The organism is Streptomyces sp. NPDC040718, assembly GCF_055593565.1.
In genome coordinates this window covers 40,621-54,895 of the sequence record NZ_JBVIXO010000013.1, presented here as the reverse complement: position 1 = coordinate 54,895, position 14,275 = coordinate 40,621, and the positions used below count along the sequence as shown (strand labels likewise).

The 14,275-nt window shown below is 72.7% G+C and carries 15 protein-coding genes; 5 read left to right on the top strand and 10 right to left on the bottom strand.

What is annotated here, in order from left to right:
* Positions 1-3 precede the first annotated feature (3 nt).
* From fabF to ACZ597_RS27535, 5 genes are all read right to left on the bottom strand, one after another.
* Positions 4-1,269, bottom strand: coding sequence for a beta-ketoacyl-ACP synthase II (fabF, locus tag ACZ597_RS27555; protein WP_471279556.1), 1,266 nt, complete (start codon positions 1,267-1,269; stop codon positions 4-6).
* A gap of 79 nt (positions 1,270-1,348) precedes the next feature.
* On the bottom strand, positions 1,349-1,597 hold the full coding sequence (locus ACZ597_RS27550; protein WP_376660493.1) for an acyl carrier protein: 249 nt from the start codon (positions 1,595-1,597) through the stop codon (positions 1,349-1,351).
* 54 nt (positions 1,598-1,651) lie between these two features.
* Positions 1,652-2,656, bottom strand: a complete 1,005-nt coding sequence (locus ACZ597_RS27545; protein ID WP_125816521.1) for a ketoacyl-ACP synthase III — start codon at positions 2,654-2,656, stop codon at positions 1,652-1,654.
* Positions 2,657-2,675: 19 nt separating this feature from the next.
* Positions 2,676-3,593: an ACP S-malonyltransferase gene (locus ACZ597_RS27540; RefSeq protein WP_471335318.1), complete on the bottom strand. Its 918-nt coding sequence runs from the start codon at positions 3,591-3,593 to the stop codon at positions 2,676-2,678.
* 89 nt (positions 3,594-3,682) lie between these two features.
* A complete protein-coding gene (locus tag ACZ597_RS27535; protein ID WP_471335315.1) occupies positions 3,683-4,894 on the bottom strand; it encodes a PucR family transcriptional regulator in 1,212 nt (403 codons plus the stop codon).
* A gap of 81 nt (positions 4,895-4,975) precedes the next feature.
* Between ACZ597_RS27535 and ACZ597_RS27530 the strand changes: the two genes are divergently transcribed.
* Positions 4,976-5,635 carry a pirin family protein gene (locus tag ACZ597_RS27530; protein WP_471335312.1) on the top strand — a complete coding sequence of 220 codons (660 nt, stop codon included), beginning with the start codon at positions 4,976-4,978 and terminating at the stop codon, positions 5,633-5,635.
* Between the two features lie 4 nt (positions 5,636-5,639).
* Here the strand turns inward: ACZ597_RS27530 and ACZ597_RS27525 are convergent, their stop codons facing one another.
* The gene (locus ACZ597_RS27525; RefSeq protein WP_471335623.1) at positions 5,640-6,458 is read right to left on the bottom strand and encodes a serine hydrolase domain-containing protein; all 819 of its coding nucleotides are present in this window, start codon (positions 6,456-6,458) and stop codon (positions 5,640-5,642) included.
* Positions 6,459-6,512: 54 nt separating this feature from the next.
* On the opposite strand from ACZ597_RS27525, the gene ACZ597_RS27520 reads away from it, so the two are divergent.
* Both ACZ597_RS27520 and ACZ597_RS27515 read left to right on the top strand, forming a co-directional pair.
* On the top strand, positions 6,513-6,959 hold the full coding sequence (locus ACZ597_RS27520; RefSeq protein ID WP_471335309.1) for a MerR family transcriptional regulator: 447 nt from the start codon (positions 6,513-6,515) through the stop codon (positions 6,957-6,959).
* Positions 6,956-7,978, top strand: coding sequence for an aldo/keto reductase (locus tag ACZ597_RS27515; protein WP_471335307.1), 1,023 nt, complete (start codon positions 6,956-6,958; stop codon positions 7,976-7,978). The genes ACZ597_RS27520 and ACZ597_RS27515 overlap by 4 nt, the downstream gene beginning before the upstream one ends.
* A gap of 110 nt (positions 7,979-8,088) precedes the next feature.
* Here ACZ597_RS27515 and ACZ597_RS27510 read toward each other — a convergent pair whose 3' ends face one another.
* The 3 genes from ACZ597_RS27510 to ACZ597_RS27500 all read right to left on the bottom strand — a co-directional run bounded on the left by ACZ597_RS27510 (position 8,089) and on the right by ACZ597_RS27500 (position 11,062).
* Positions 8,089-8,943, bottom strand: a complete 855-nt coding sequence (locus ACZ597_RS27510) for a DUF4429 domain-containing protein (RefSeq protein WP_471335304.1) — start codon at positions 8,941-8,943, stop codon at positions 8,089-8,091.
* 96 nt (positions 8,944-9,039) lie between these two features.
* The gene (locus ACZ597_RS27505; protein WP_471335620.1) at positions 9,040-10,269 is read right to left on the bottom strand and encodes an alpha/beta hydrolase; all 1,230 of its coding nucleotides are present in this window, start codon (positions 10,267-10,269) and stop codon (positions 9,040-9,042) included.
* 130 nt (positions 10,270-10,399) lie between these two features.
* On the bottom strand, positions 10,400-11,062 hold the full coding sequence (locus tag ACZ597_RS27500) for a TetR/AcrR family transcriptional regulator (RefSeq protein WP_471335301.1): 663 nt from the start codon (positions 11,060-11,062) through the stop codon (positions 10,400-10,402).
* A 165-nt stretch (positions 11,063-11,227) separates the two neighbouring features.
* Here ACZ597_RS27500 and ACZ597_RS27495 point away from each other — a divergent pair, with 165 nt between their 5' ends.
* Together ACZ597_RS27495 and ACZ597_RS27490 are read left to right on the top strand one after the other, a co-directional pair.
* A complete protein-coding gene (locus ACZ597_RS27495) occupies positions 11,228-12,823 on the top strand; it encodes an MFS transporter (protein WP_471335298.1) in 1,596 nt (531 codons plus the stop codon).
* A 199-nt stretch (positions 12,824-13,022) separates the two neighbouring features.
* Positions 13,023-13,403, top strand: a complete 381-nt coding sequence (locus ACZ597_RS27490) for a peptidase inhibitor family I36 protein (protein WP_471335295.1) — start codon at positions 13,023-13,025, stop codon at positions 13,401-13,403.
* 34 nt (positions 13,404-13,437) lie between these two features.
* On the opposite strand, the gene ACZ597_RS27485 is transcribed toward ACZ597_RS27490, so the two are convergent.
* Positions 13,438-14,232 (bottom strand): potassium channel family protein, encoded by a 795-nt coding sequence (locus ACZ597_RS27485; protein ID WP_471335292.1) that lies wholly within the window; start codon positions 14,230-14,232, stop codon positions 13,438-13,440.
* Positions 14,233-14,275 lie beyond the last annotated feature (43 nt).

Sequence of the window (14,275 nt, the reverse complement as noted above, 5' to 3'; positions counted from 1 at the left end):
GGATCAGACGGTTCGGAACGCCAGGGAGACGTTGTGACCGCCGAAGCCGAAGGAGTTGTTGATCGCGGAGATCGGGCCGTCGACCGGCAGCTTGCGGGGCTCGCCGAGCACGATGTCCGCGTCGATGTCGTCGTCCAGCTCGTCGACGTTGATCGTCGGCGGGGCGATCCGGTGGTACAGGGCCAGCACGGTCGCGACGGTCTCGATACCGCCCGCGCCGCCCAGCAGGTGACCGGTCATCGACTTGGTCGCGGAGATCGCGATGTGGTCGAGGTCGTCGCCCAGGACCTTGCGCAGGGCCTTCACCTCAGCCGTGTCACCCTGCGGGGTGGACGTGGCGTGCGCGTTGACGTGGACCAGCTCGGACGGGTCCAGCTGCGTGTTGTCGAGCAGGTTCTGCAGGGCGGCGGCGACACCGCGGCCCGTCGGCTCCGGCTGCGCGATGTGGTGGCTGTCCGCGGACAGGCCCTGGCCCAGCACCTCGCAGTAGACGCGGGCGCCGCGCTTGGCCGCGTGCTCGGCGGACTCCAGCACCACGACACCGGCGCCCTCGCCGAGGACGAAGCCGTCGCGGGCCTTGTCGTACGGGCGGGAGGCCGTCGTCGGGCTCTCGTTGTTCTTGGACATCGCCATCATGTTGGCGAAAGCCGCGATCGGCAGCGGGTGGATCGCGGCCTCGGTACCGCCGGCGACGACCACGTCGGCACGGCCGGTACGGATCATCTCGACGGCGTAGCCGATGGCCTCGGCGCCGGAGGCGCACGCGCTGACCGGGGTGTGCACACCGGCGCGGGCGTTGACCTCGAGGCCGACGTTGGCCGAGGGGCCGTTCGGCATGAGCATGGGAACGGTGTGCGGGGAGACCCGGCGCACACCCTTCTCCTTCAGTACGTCGTACTGGTCGAGCAGGGTGGTGACACCGCCGATGCCGGAGGCGATCACGGTGCCCAGACGCTCGGGGACGACGGCCTCGTCCTCGCCGGCCGGGGCGGTGTAACCCGCGTCGGCCCAGGCCTCGCGGGCCGCGATGAGGGCGAACTGCGCCGAGCGGTCGAGCTTGCGGGCCAGCGGGCGGGGGAGTACCTCGCTCGGGTCCACGGCGGCCTGGGCGGCGATGCGGACCGGCAGTTCGGCGAAGCGCTCGCCCTCCAGGGGCGAGACGCCGGACCGGCCGGCGAGCAGACCTTCCCAGGTCGAAGCGCTGTCGCCACCCAGCGGAGTGGTTGCGCCGATACCGGTGACGACCACGGTGCGATTGGTCGGGCTCACAGGAATTCTTTCTCCACGTCTAAGGGGGTGCTGAATTGTCACGGCGCCACCGCCGGGTGGCGACAAACGCTCGTCAGGCTCAGGCCTGGTGCTTCAGGATGTAGTCGGCGGCGTCGCCGACCGTCTTGAGGTTCTTGACGTCCTCGTCCGGGATCTTGACGTCGAAGCGCTCTTCGGCGGCGACGACGACCTCGACCATGGACAGCGAGTCGACGTCCAGGTCGTCGGTGAAGGACTTGTCGATCTCGACGTCCTCGACCGGGATGCCCGCGATCTCGTTGACGATCTCCGCGAGACCCTCGACGATTTCTGCCTGCGTGGCGGCCATGTGGCGCTCCTTCTGTAGCTAACTGGTGGATCAGGGCGGGAAGTGATCCCGGCCCTAGGGGAGGGTAACGACCGTGGCGGCGTAGACGAGTCCCGCCCCGAAGCCGATGACGAGCGCGGTGTCGCCGCTCTTCGCCGCTCCGGTCGCCAGGAGCCGCTCCATGGCGAGCGGGATCGAGGCGGCCGACGTGTTGCCGGTGGTTTCCACGTCACGGGCGACCGTGACGTGCTCCGGCAGCTTGAGAGTCTTCACCATCGAGTCGATGATCCGCATGTTGGCCTGGTGCGGAATGAAGACGTCCAGGTCATCCGGGGTGATCCCGGCGGCGTCGAGCGCCTGCTGGGCCACCTTGGCCATCTCGAAGACGGCCCAGCGGAACACCGCCTGGCCCTCCTGCGTGATGGCCGGGAACTTCTCGCCGCCGTCCTTGCCGAGGTACTCGTCCCACGGCACGGTCTGCTTGATGGTCTCGGACTTGTCGCCCTCCGAACCCCACACCGTGGGGCCGATGGCCGGCTCGTCCGAGGGGCCGACGACCACGGCGCCGGCGCCGTCGCCGAACAGGAAGGCCGTCGCGCGGTCCTCCAGGTCGGTCAGGTCCGAGAGCCGCTCGACGCCGATGACGAGCACGTACTCGGCGGAACCTTCCACCACCATGCCCTTGGCGAGCGTCAGGCCGTAGCCGAAGCCGGCGCAGCCCGCCGAGATGTCGAACGCGGCCGGCTTGCCCGCGCCGATCCGGTGCGCGATCTCCGTCGCCACGGCCGGGGTCTGCTTGAAGTGCGAGACCGTCGAGACGATCACCGCACCGATCTGCTCGGGGGACACGCCGGCGTCGGCGAGCGCCTTGCCGGAAGCCTCCACCGACATCGCGGCGACCGTCTCCTGGGGCGAGGCCCAGTGCCGGGACGCGATGCCCGAGCGGGAGCGGATCCACTCGTCGGAGGAGTCGATCGTCTCGAGGATGACCTCGTTGGGCACCACCCGGGTCGGGCGGTAGCCGCCGACGCCGAGGATGCGGGCGTAAGGGGAGCCCTTGGCCGGCTTGATCTTGGACATGCTGTGTGGGCTCCTTCTCTCAGGCCGTCTGCTCGGCGATGAGCGCCTTGGCCTTGTCGAGATCGTCCGGCGTCTTCAGTGCCACGCTGGGCACGCCCTTGAGCGCGCGCTTGGCCAGACCCGTCAGGGTGCCGCCCGGGGACAGCTCGACGATCCCGGTGACGCCCAGCTCGGCGAACCGCTCCATGCACAGGTCCCAGCGGACCGGGTTCGCGACCTGGCCGACCAGGCGGGCGACGACGTCGGCGCCCGAGGCGACGACGAGGCCGTCCTTGTTCGAAACGTACTTCAGCGCCGGGTCCGCCGGGGCGAGGGCCTCGGCGGCCTTCTCCAGCGTGGCGACCGCGGGGGCCATGTGGTGCGTGTGGAAGGCGCCCGCGACCTTGAGGGCCACGACCTTCATCGAGCCCTCGGGCTTCTCGGCGACCAGGGCCTCGATCTGCTCCGCGGTGCCCGCGGCCACGATCTGGCCCGCGCCGTTGATGTTGGCCGGGGTCAGGCCCAGCTTCTCCAGGTGTGCGACGACCACGTCCTGGTCACCGCCCAGCACCGCGGCCATGCCCGTCTCGGTGACGGCGGCGGCCTCGGCCATGCCCAGACCGCGGGTGCGGACGAAGGACAGTGCGTCGCCTTCGCTCAGCACACCGGCGACGGCGGCGGCGGTGATCTCACCGACGCTGTGGCCGGCGACGGCACCGAAGGCCGACGGCGAACCGAGCGCGGAAGCGGACAGCAGGCCGGCCGCGACCAGCAGCGGCTGGGCCACCGCCGTGTCGCGGATCTCGTCCGCGTCGGCGTTCGTGCCGTAGTGGGCGAGGTCGAGCCCGATGGCGTCGGACCACCCCGCGACGCGTTCGGCGGCGCCGGGGAGTTCGAGCCAGGGAGTCAGGAAGCCGGGCGTCTGAGCGCCTTGGCCGGGAGCGACGAGTACGAGCACCCTCACACTCTCTCTTGTTGATGGTCTCCGCCGCCCGTGGGGACAGGGACGAAGAACCGTCGGGCTAATTGTTGATGTCCGACAAAAGTCTAGGGCTGCTGATCTCCGTCGGCCAGACGCCCGAGGATCAGGGCGATCCGCAGCGTGAACGCCGAACGGACATCGGACGGCGACCAGCCGGTGACGTCGGTCACACGTCGCAGCCGGTAGCGCACCGTGTTGGGGTGGACGAACAGCATCCGCGCCGCCCCCTCCAGGCTGCTGGCCTGCTCCAGGTAGACGCTCAGCGTCTCCAGCAGCGCCGAGCCCGCCTCCTCCAGAGGTCTGTAGATCTCCTCCACCAGTTGCTCCCTGGCGGAGGGATCCGAGGCGATCGCGCGCTCGGGCAGGAGATCGTCGGCCAGTACCGGACGGGGCGCGTCCTGCCAGGCCGTGCAGGCCTTCAGGCCGGCCGCCGCGGCCTGCGCGGACTTCGTGGCGTTCAGCAGGTCGGGGACCACCGGCCCCGCCACCACCGGGCCGGCGGCGAACGGCCCGATCAGGGACTTGGCCACCTGCATCGGGTTGTCGCTGCCGCCCGCGATCACCACCAGGCGGTCGCCGAGCACCCCCGTGAGCACCTGGAGCTTGTGGTGGCGGGCCGCGCGGCGGATCGCCTCCACCGTGAGCTCGCTGTCCCCCTCCGGGGCGGTGCCCAGGACCACGCACACGTGCTCCGGGGAGTTCCAGCCGAGCGCCGCCGCCCGCGACAGCGCGCCCTCGTCGGCCTCGCCCGACAGCACGGCGTTCACGACCAGGGACTCCAGCCGGGCGTCCCACGCGCCGCGCGCCTCGGCGGCCTGCGCGTAGACCTGGGCGGTCGCGAAGGCGATCTCCCGGGCGTACACCAGCAGCGCCTCGCGCAGGATCGACTCGTCGCCGGGGGCCGCCACCTCGTCGATCGCGGCCTCCATGACCTCGATCGTCGTACGGACCATCTCGACGGTCTGGCGCAGCGTGATCGCCCGGGTCAGCTCGCGCGGAGCCGTCCCGAAAACGTCGGTGGAGATGGCCTGCGGGGTCTCCGGGTGCCGGAACCACTCCGTGAACGCGGCGATGCCGGCCTGGGCGACCAGGCCGATCCACGACCGGTTCTCCGGAGGCATCGCCCGGTACCAGGGCAGGTTCTCGTCCATCCGCGCGATGGCGTTGGCGGCGAGCCGGCCGGATGACTTCTCCAGCCGGCGCAGCGTCGCGGTGTGCGGATGGACCGGATGCGCGGGACGCACCTCGGGGGACTGCTCACGTTCGGGTTGGGGCACGGGACAAGACTGCCTTATCGGCGGCCCGGCTCGGACTCGGGTCCGCGCGGCGGTCCCCCGGCGGCGGCTACGGTGGCCCGCATGATCGATGTACGCCGCGCCGCCGACCGGTACGCGGGAGGGGATCCGGACGCCGGGATCACCACCCGCCACGCCTTCTCCTTCGGGTCCTTCTACGACCCCGACAACATCCGCTTCGGTCCGGTGCTGGCCTGCAACGAGGAGAGCCTCGCGCCCGGCGCGGGCTTCGACGAGCACCCGCACAGCCACACCGAGATCGTCACCTGGGTGGTGGAGGGCGAGCTCACCCACGAGGACAGCACCGGCGGTCACACCGGCACCGTGCGGCCCGGGGACGTCCAGCGGCTCGGCGCCGGATCCGGGGCGCGGCACGTCGAGCGCAACGGCGCCGCGGTTCCGCTGCGGTTCGTGCAGACGTGGCTCGCGCCGCTGACCGCGGGCGGGGAGCCCGCGTACGAGGTGGTGCGGGACCTCGCGGACGGTACCCCGTACGAGGTCCCGGCGGCGGGCGCGGTGCTCCACGTCCGGCGGCCGGGCGCGGGCGAGCGGGTCCCCGTACCGGAGGCCGGGCGGGTCTACCTGCACGTGGTGCGCGGGGACCTGCGGCTCGACGGGCAGGAGCTGGGCCCGGGGGACTCGGCGCGGATCACCGGCGAGAAGGGCCTGGAGATCACCGCCGGGTCCCCGGGGGAGCTGCTGATCTGGGAGCTGCCGGCGTAGTGCCCTAGCGGGCGCGCAGCTCCGCGAGGACCGCGTCCGTGAAGGGGGTCCAGGCCTCCGCGGCCCAGGGTCCGAAGGTGCGGTCGGTCAACGCCACGCAGGCGGCGCGGACGTCGGGGTCCACCCACAGGAAGGTGCCGGACTGGCCGAAGTGGCCGAAGGTGCGCGGGGAGGAGGTCAGGCCCGTCCAGTGCGGGGACTTGCCGTCGCGGATCTCCAGGCCGAGGCCCCAGTCGTTGGGGGACTGGTGCCCGTAGCCCGGCAGGACGCCCTTGAGGCCGGGGTGGACCACGGAGGTGGCCTCGGCGACGGTGCGGACGTCGAGCAGCCGGGGCGCCTGGAGTTCGGCGGCGAAGCGCACGAGGTCGGCGACGGTGGAGACGCCGTCCTTGGCGGGGGAGCCGTCCAGGCTGGAGGAGGTCATGCCCAGCGGCTCGAAGACTGCCTGGTGCAGGTACTCCGCGAAGGGGATCCCGGTGGCCTTGGCGAGGTGGTCGCCGAGCACCTCGAAACCGGCGTTGGAGTAGAGCCGGCGCTGCCCGGGCGGGGCCGTCGCGCGGTGCTCGTCGAAGGCCAGGCCGCTGGTGTGGGCGAGCAGGTGACGGACCGTCGACCCCTCGGGGCCGGCCGGCTCGTCCAGTTCGAGCGCCCCCTCCTCGTACGCGACGAGGACGGCGTACGCGGCGAGCGGCTTGGTGACCGAGGCGAGCGGGAAGCGGCGGGCCGTGTCCCCGTGGGACCCGGCGAGGCTCCCGTCGGCGCGTACGACGGCCGCCGCGGCGGCGGGTACCGGCCAGGTCTCGATGGTCCGCAGGCTGTGCATGGTCTCCATGCGGCCGAGCCTACTTGCTTGGAGTGCACTCCAGGGTTTTAGCGTATGGCCATGAACCTGACGGAGACGCGGTACACGATCAGCGAGGTCGCCGCGCGGACCGGTCTGACCCAGCACACGCTGCGCTGGTACGAGCGGATCGGCCTGATGCCGCACGTGGACCGCTCCCATTCGGGGCAGCGGAGGTTCACCGAGAAGGACCTCGGCTGGCTGGCCTTCGTGGGCAAGCTGCGCGCGACGGGGATGGCGGTGGCGGACATGGTCCGCTACGCCGAGCTCGTCCGCGAGGGGGAGCACACCGTCGACGAGCGCCGGGAGCTGCTGGAGCGGACGCGCCGCGAGGTGCGGGCGCGGCTCGCGGAGCTGACGGACGCGCTCGGCGTACTCGACTTCAAGATCAACACGTATGCGATGAACACGGTCGGCACGATCAACACGACGAGCACACAGGCGACGAGCACCGAAGCGGTCGCGGGGAAGGCACGGTTATGACGGAGTACGACACCCCCATCGAGCAGGCCGAACTGGGCAAGGGCGGACCGGCCGTCGGCGTCCAGGGCCTCGGCTGCATGGGCATGAGCGAGTTCTACGGGGAGACCGACGAGACGGCCGCCCGCGAGACCCTGGACGCGGCGCTGGCCGCCGGGGTCACCCTCTTCGACACCGCCGACGTCTACGGGCGCGGCGCGAACGAGGAGTTCCTGGCGCCCTTCGTGGCCGCCCACCGGGACGAGATCACCCTCGCCACGAAGTTCGCCATAGAGCGCAACGACGACCCGATGTACCGGGGCATCCGCAACGACCGGGCGTACATCCGCCAGGCGGTCGAGGACAGCCTGCGGCGGCTCGGCGTAGAGGTGATCGACCTGTACTACATGCACCGCCGCGACCCGGAGGTGCCGTTCGCCGAGTCGGTGGGCACCATGGCCGAGCTGGTACGCGAGGGGAAGGTGCGCCACCTGGGCCTCAGCGAGGTCACCGGTCCGGAGCTGCGCGAGGCGCACGCGGTGCACCCCATCGCGGCGATCCAGTCGGAGTGGTCGCTGTTCAGCCGGGACGTGGAGCGCAGCGCGGTCGGCGCGGCGGCGGAGCTGGGCGTGGCCTTCGTGCCGTACTCCCCGCTCGGGCGGGGCTTCCTGACCGGCGCGTTCGCGGACGCGGCGGCGGAGCTGTCGGCCGACGACTTCCGGCAGTACCAGCCCCGGTTCACGGGCGAGAACGCCAAGGCCAACGCGGCCCTGCTGGCCCCGGTCCGGGAGATCGCGGCCGCGCACGGGGCCACGGCGGCGCAGGTCGCGCTGGCCTGGGTGCAGCAGCGGGCGGCGGTGCACGGCCTGACGGTCGTCCCGATCCCCGGCACGCGCAAGCCGGGCCGGCTGCTGGAGAACACCGCCGCGACGCGGATCACGCTGACGGACGCGGAACTGGCCCTGCTGGAGCCGCTCGCCGGGCGGGTGGCCGGTGCCCGCTACCCGGACATGGCCTTCACCTCGGACTCGCGCGAGGTGTGACGCCGCCCCGCGGGCCCGCGCGGCGTGGGCCCACGGCGTGCGCCCGGGCCGGGTGCCCGGGCCCGGCGTGCGGGTCCGGCGTGCGGGGCCCGGGCGCCCGGCCCGCGCGCTCAGGCCCCGGCGGCGAAGCGGGCGCGGAGCGTCGCGTACTCGGCGTCCGTCAGCAGGCCGGTGCTGTGCAGCTCGCTCAGGTGGGTCAGCCGGTCGTCGGACGCCCGCGCGCGCGGGACCGCGCCCACCGGGGCCCGCTCGCGCAGCGCGGCGAGCACGGCGGCCGCGAACGGCAGCGACTCGTGCACGGCCCCGTACCCCACCCCGAACACCGCGGCCGCGAGGTCGTGGTCCGGCGGGGCCGGGTCCCCGGCGGCGTCCCGGGGCCGCAGCCGCAGGTACCCGCCGCCCGGGCGGTCCGGGGAGGCCCACTCGACGTCGGACAGGTCGGCCAGCGCGAAACGCTGGTCGCCCGCCCGCCACTTGGCACTGCTGGCACCCGTACGGGACCAGTGGAAGCTGACCGCGGAGCCGTCGAAGTCCAGCCGGGCGTCGTACGCCTTCAGCTGGAGCGGCGGCTGCGGCACCTCGACGAGGAAGCGGTCGGCGGGCTCGGCGGAGCCGGACCCCAGCCGCTCCCGCACGGCGTCGGCGAAGGCCGCGGCCTGCGGCGCCCGGTCCCCGGGCAGCACCAGCCGGTACGGGTCGCAGGCCTCCTTCAGCTGCCCGGCGGCAGCCTCCACCAGCGGATCGGCGCCCGCGCGCGGGACGGCGCGCAGCACCACCGTGTCCCGCCGGCCCATCGCCCCGGCGGCGGCGCTCACGTTCACCCCGGACAACGCTTCCAGGGGGATCCGGCGCTCGGCCAGTGCGTGCCAGAGCCTTGGAGTTCGCATCCCCCGTGCGAAGCGGATGAGCACCGAGTCCGAGTCGAACTCCCAGACGGCATGATTTCCGGCCAGTACGTCACCCATGCGGCACATCGTAAAGGGACGCGCCCCCGCGCGTCCCCCTCGTCTTCCGGCCCGATTTTTCTGCTTGCTACGGGTGCGCGGCGGGGGATGCCCCCGTCAGTCACCGTCCGTGGCGGAAATTCCGAGTCGGCAGTCGTCGGTGCCGTTCGCGCACGCGACGGAACCGAAGGCGCCGGTTCCGATCTTGGCGAAGTTCTCCAGCGAGGCCGTGCCTGGCTCGAAATAACCGGTGTGGCTCTTGGCCCCCTCCGAGGACAGCAGCCGCGAGCCGAAGTCGGGGGACACCGGGTCCGCGCCGTGGCCCACCCCGCCGACCTCCATGTGCGGTACGCCGGAGATCCAGTCGCCCTCGTCGCGCATCGCCCAGACCCGGGCGGAGGTGTGCAGTCCGGCGACGTTCTCGGTGCGCATGCCGGGGCTGCCGGCGACCACCAGGTCGGTCACCCGCTCGGGCAGCCGGTGCGCGGCCACGCCGCACACCACCGAGCCGTAGCTGTGGCAGAACAGGGCCACGCTCGCGTCCCCGGGCAGGGCAGCGGCCAGGGACTCCAGCCGTGCGGCGCCCTGGACGGCGAGCCTGCCGGTGGCGGCGTCCACGCCGACCCCGGTGGGGGCGGTGTAGCCGGCCCAGGCGATGACGGCGCTGCGGCCGGCCGGCGCGGTCGAGAGCTCGGCCTCGTAGAGGGAGCGCGCCATGCCGGCGGGGGCGGTGAGGCGGCGCTGGGAGCGCTCGAAGGTGAGCGCGTCGGTGTCGACGCCGGGGACGATCACCGAGACCCGGCGGGCCGCCGTGAGGTCGCCGAAGACCTCGGCCACGAGGCCGCTGCCGGTGGGGTCGAAGGCGAGGATCTGCCGGCCGGGCTCGGCGAGGGACTCGAAGCGGTGCGCGCGCCGGACGGCGGTGCCGCGGTCGGCGGGGGTCAGGGCGACGTCCCGGCCCCGGGACTCCTCCAGCCGCGCGGCATGTGCCAGGGAGCGGCGGTTGGCCTTGTACCGGAGCTCGGCGGGGACGCCGTCGAGGTTGCCGACCACGAGCGGGTAGCCGTCGGCGAGATGGTTGCGCTGGGCCGCGTCGAGGTCGGCGAAGAAGCGGGCGACCGTCCGTACGGGGGCGTCGGCGGGCGGTACGGCCCGGCCGTCGACGCGGGCCGAGGCCCACGCGACGAGCTCGGCGGCCCGTGCCTGGATCCCGGCGTCGGGGCGGTGCACGGCGGTCCAGCCGGTCGTCGCCAGCATCAGGAACACGACGCCGAGCGCGAGCAGCGTGCGCAGGGCGGCGGGGCGCGCGGGGGCGTCCGGGGTGGTGGGGGCGGGGCGGCCGGGCAGGTTCACTGGAGCCAGACTAGGAGACCGGTGGAGGCTGCGGCGCGCCGGGTGACCGGGCTCACGGCCGGTCGTGGGACACATCTCCCCGCCGATCACGCTCTGTTGCCGTTCGGGGCGGGTCCGGTCCGGGTCAGCCGGCCGCGGGTGTCCGGCCCCAGTCGGCCGCCAGGGCCGGGCCGATCTGGTCGAGGTAGGCGCCGGTCATCCGCCGGATCGCGGCCACGCTGGCGTCCTCGCCCTGCCCCCAGAGCCGCCCCGTGACGCGCATCACGCCGCAGAACGCCGCCACCGCCACCCGGGGCCGCGGGTCCGCGTCCAGGTCGAGCCCCTCGCGGGCGGCGATCAGCCGGGCGATCTCCTCCTCCAGCTCCGTGGAGCGCCGCAGGTGTACGGCGAGCAGGGCCGGGGTCGACTCGATCAGCTGGTAGCCCCGCATGTAGAGGTCGACGGGCACCACGTCGGAGATGGCCTCCTCGACGGTGTCCCAGGCGACGAGCACCGCGTTGCGCATGGCCTCCAGCGGGGCTTCGGAGGCCGGCCGGGCCCGCAGGGCGGCGAGGAAGTGGGACTCGACCACGTCCTGTACGGCGAACGCGACCTCCTCCTTGTTGGCGAAGTACCGGAAGAAGGTGCGCTGCGAGACCTCGACGGTGTCGGTGATCTCGTCGACCGTGGTCCGCTCGTAGCCCTGCGAGACGAACAGGAGCAGGGCGGCGCGCAGCAGCGCGTCCCGCGTGCGGCGCTTCTTGCGCTCGCGCAGTCCGGCCGCCGGCGCGGGCCGCTCGTCGGTCATCGCCGCGGGGTCCTCTCTGATCCTGCGATCGCACGTGTCCGGTTCCCGGACCGCACGTGCCGATCTGACGCTGAGTAAGCGGTCAGGGTACCTGTGACGGACCTGACAGCCGCTGTCGCGTTGAGCCGTCTGTGAAGTGTCAGCGACTGTCATTAGCCTGTTCGCATGAGTGCTCAGATCACGCTCGCCAAGGAATCGGGCCCGGATCCGGCGCGTGCCGGTCTGCGCGGCCACCCCTGGCTCACCCTGTTCGCGGTGGCCGTCGGCGTCATGATGGTCACCCTCGACGGCACGATCGTCGCCGTCGCCAACCCCGCCATCCAGAAGGACCTCGGCGCCAGCCTCGCCGAGGTGCAGTGGATCACCAACGGCTACCTGCTGGCCCTCGCGGTCTCCCTGATCACCGCCGGCAAGCTCGGCGACCGCTTCGGGCACCGCCAGACCTTCCTCATCGGCATCGCCGGCTTCGCGCTCTCCTCGGCGGCGATCGGCCTGTCCACCGGCGTCGGGCTCGTCATCGGCTTCCGCGTCGCCCAGGGCCTCTTCGGCGCCCTGCTGATGCCGGCGGCCCTCGGCCTGCTGCGCGCCACCTTCCCCGCCGAGAAGCTGAACATGGCCATCGGCATCTGGGGCATGGTCATCGGCGCCTCCACCGCCGCCGGCCCCATCGTCGGCGGCCTGCTCGTCGAGCACGTCAGCTGGCAGTCCGTCTTCTTCATCAACGTGCCGGTCGGCGTGATCGCACTGCTCCTCGGCCTGGTGATCCTCCTCGACCACCGTGCCGAGAACGCCCCGCGCTCCTTCGACCTGCCGGGCATCGTGCTCCTGTCGGCCGCGATGTTCTCCCTGATCTGGGCGCTGATCAAGGCCGCCGAGTGGGGCTGGGGAGACACGAGGACCCTGCTCTTCCTCGGCGCTTCGCTGCTGTGCTTCGTGCTCTTCGCCGTCTGGGAGACCAAGGTCTCCGAGCCGCTGATCCCGCTCGGCATGTTCCGCTCGCTGCCGCTGTCCGCCGGCACCGTGCTGATGGTGCTGATGGCCTTCGCCTTCATGGGCGGCCTCTTCTTCGTCACCTTCTACCTGCAGAACGTGCACGGCATGAGCCCGGTCGACAGCGGCCTGCACCTGCTGCCCCTCACCGGCATGATGATCGTCGGCTCGCCGCTGGCCGGAGCCGCCATCACCAAGGTCGGCCCGCGGATCCCGCTCGTCGCCGGCATGGTCGCCACCGCCGCCGCCTGCTTCGGCATGGCCCGGCTCACCCCCGACACCGGCACGCTCACCATGTCACTGTGGTTCGCCCTCCTCGGCCTGGGCCTCGCGCCCGTCATGGTCGGCGCCACCGAGGTCATCGTCGGCAACGCCCCGCTGGAGCTGTCCGGGGTGGCGGGCGGCCTCCAGCAGGCCGCCATGCAGGTCGGCGGCAGCCTCGGCACCGCCGTCCTCGGAGCGGTCATGGCGGCCGAGGTCAGTGACACTTTCGGGGACAACTGGCAGGGCGCGGGCCTGCCCCCGCTCACCCCCGAACAGCTCGAACTCGCGGAGAAGGGCGTCCAGGTCGGCATCGCGCCCGTCCCGCCGGGGGTGCCCGAGCCGGTCGCGCAGACCATCGCCGGCGTCACGCACGACACCTTCGTGTCCGGCATGAGCACGGCCTTCACCTGCGCCGCTGTCGTCGCCGTCCTCGCCGCGGTCGTGGCCTGCTTCACCAAGCGCGGGCAGAACGCCGAGGCCGGAGCGGGAGCGGCGGCCCACATCTGAGGAGCCCGCCGACGCGTTACGGGCACGTCAACCCCGCGTCCCCGACAGCCCCGCCGGACGGTTCCGGCGGGGCTGTCGCCTATCAGGGTGGACCCGCCCGCAGCCCCTTCCGTACAGGCGTCACCGCAGGTCAGCGTGGTGTCGACGGAGCACCGGAAGGAGTCCGGAGCCCGTCCGTCAAGGAGGAGTTGACCCCGTCATGCGTACGTGGAGCACCGCACGAGCCACCACCCTCGCCGCCGTCCTGCTGGCCGCCGCCACCCTCGTACCCGGCACCGCCGCCGGCGCCCACGCGGCCGGCCCGCCCTGCGCCACCGGACAGCTGTGCCTGTGGGCGAAACCGGAGTACAAGGGCACCAAGCAGGTGTACGACCTGAGCACCCTCGACATCAACAGCTGCACCGCCCTGCCCGCCGGCCCCGCCTACCAGTCGCTGATCAACCGGACCGGGCGCCCGGTGACCACGTACCAGTCGGCCGAGTGCGCGGAGACCGGGGAGTTCCAGACCTACCCGGGCGACGGGACCTGGCTGCCCCAGTCCGCCTTCCAGATCAAGGCGTTCAAGATCTGGGAGCACTAAGGCCTGTCCGACCCTGATCCGCCGGACACCCCCCTTAGCTCCCGACCCGCTCCTCGGAGCCGGAGCCGGTGCCGGCGGCGGTCTGGGCGGGCATCGCGCCCTGGCCGCCGCCGTCCAGCAGCGCGACCTCGGCACGCAGCGCCCGTACCTCCGCCTGGAGCTCCCGGATCGCCGCGAGCTGGAGCCGCTCCGCCTGGTCGTCCCGTTCGAAGCGGGCGATGAACCAGGCGGCGATGTTGGCGGTCACCACGCCGAGCAGGGCGATCCCCGACAGCATCAGCCCGACCGCCAGCACCCGGCCCAGACCGGTGGTGGGGGAGTGGTCCCCGTACCCGACCGTCGTCATCGTGGTGAAGGACCACCACACCGCGTCGCCCAGGTTCTTGATGTTCCCGTCGGGGGCGTCCCGCTCCACGCTCAGCACCGCGAGCGAGCCGAACATCAGCAGCCCCACCACGGCCCCCGCCACATAGGTGGTCAGCCGGATCTGCGGAGCCATCCGCGCCCGCCGCCCCACCAGCATCAAGGTGGCCACCAGCCGCAGCAGCCGCAGCGGCTGCACCAGCGGCAGCACCACCGCGGCCAGGTCCAGCCAGTGCGTCCGCACGAAGTGCCGCCGGTCCCGCGTGAGACCCAGCCGCACGAGGTAGTCGAGGGCGAAGGCGCCCCACACCACCCACTCCGCGTACGTGCACGCCCGGTGCACGGACGGGTCCGCGTCCGGGGCGACGATCGGCACGGCGTACGCGACGGCGAAGGCCACCGCGAGGACGAGCAGCGGGGTCTGGCTCCGCCGCTCCCAGAGCAGCTGGCGGGAGGTTTCCTTCATGCCGAGCATCGTAGGGAAAGGGCGAGCCCCGCCCGGCATCCGG

What these genes read in the sequence shown, in the direction of transcription:
- ACZ597_RS27530 (WP_471335312.1), top strand. Translation starts at nt 4,976, where the DNA reads ATGATCGATGTACGCCGCGCCGCCGACCGGTACGCGGGAGGGGATCCG.
- ACZ597_RS27520 (WP_471335309.1), top strand. Translation starts at nt 6,513, where the DNA reads ATGGCCATGAACCTGACGGAGACGCGGTACACGATCAGCGAGGTCGCC.
- ACZ597_RS27500 (WP_471335301.1), bottom strand. Translation starts at nt 11,062, where the DNA reads ATGACCGACGAGCGGCCCGCGCCGGCGGCCGGACTGCGCGAGCGCAAG.
- ACZ597_RS27550 (WP_376660493.1), bottom strand. Translation starts at nt 1,597, where the DNA reads ATGGCCGCCACGCAGGCAGAAATCGTCGAGGGTCTCGCGGAGATCGTC.
- ACZ597_RS27495 (WP_471335298.1), top strand. Translation starts at nt 11,228, where the DNA reads ATGAGTGCTCAGATCACGCTCGCCAAGGAATCGGGCCCGGATCCGGCG.
- ACZ597_RS27510 (WP_471335304.1), bottom strand. Translation starts at nt 8,943, where the DNA reads ATGGGTGACGTACTGGCCGGAAATCATGCCGTCTGGGAGTTCGACTCG.
- ACZ597_RS27490 (WP_471335295.1), top strand. Translation starts at nt 13,023, where the DNA reads ATGCGTACGTGGAGCACCGCACGAGCCACCACCCTCGCCGCCGTCCTG.
- ACZ597_RS27525 (WP_471335623.1), bottom strand. Translation starts at nt 6,458, where the DNA reads ATGCACAGCCTGCGGACCATCGAGACCTGGCCGGTACCCGCCGCCGCG.
- ACZ597_RS27485 (WP_471335292.1), bottom strand. Translation starts at nt 14,232, where the DNA reads ATGAAGGAAACCTCCCGCCAGCTGCTCTGGGAGCGGCGGAGCCAGACC.
- ACZ597_RS27515 (WP_471335307.1), top strand. Translation starts at nt 6,956, where the DNA reads ATGACGGAGTACGACACCCCCATCGAGCAGGCCGAACTGGGCAAGGGC.
- ACZ597_RS27545 (WP_125816521.1), bottom strand. Translation starts at nt 2,656, where the DNA reads ATGTCCAAGATCAAGCCGGCCAAGGGCTCCCCTTACGCCCGCATCCTC.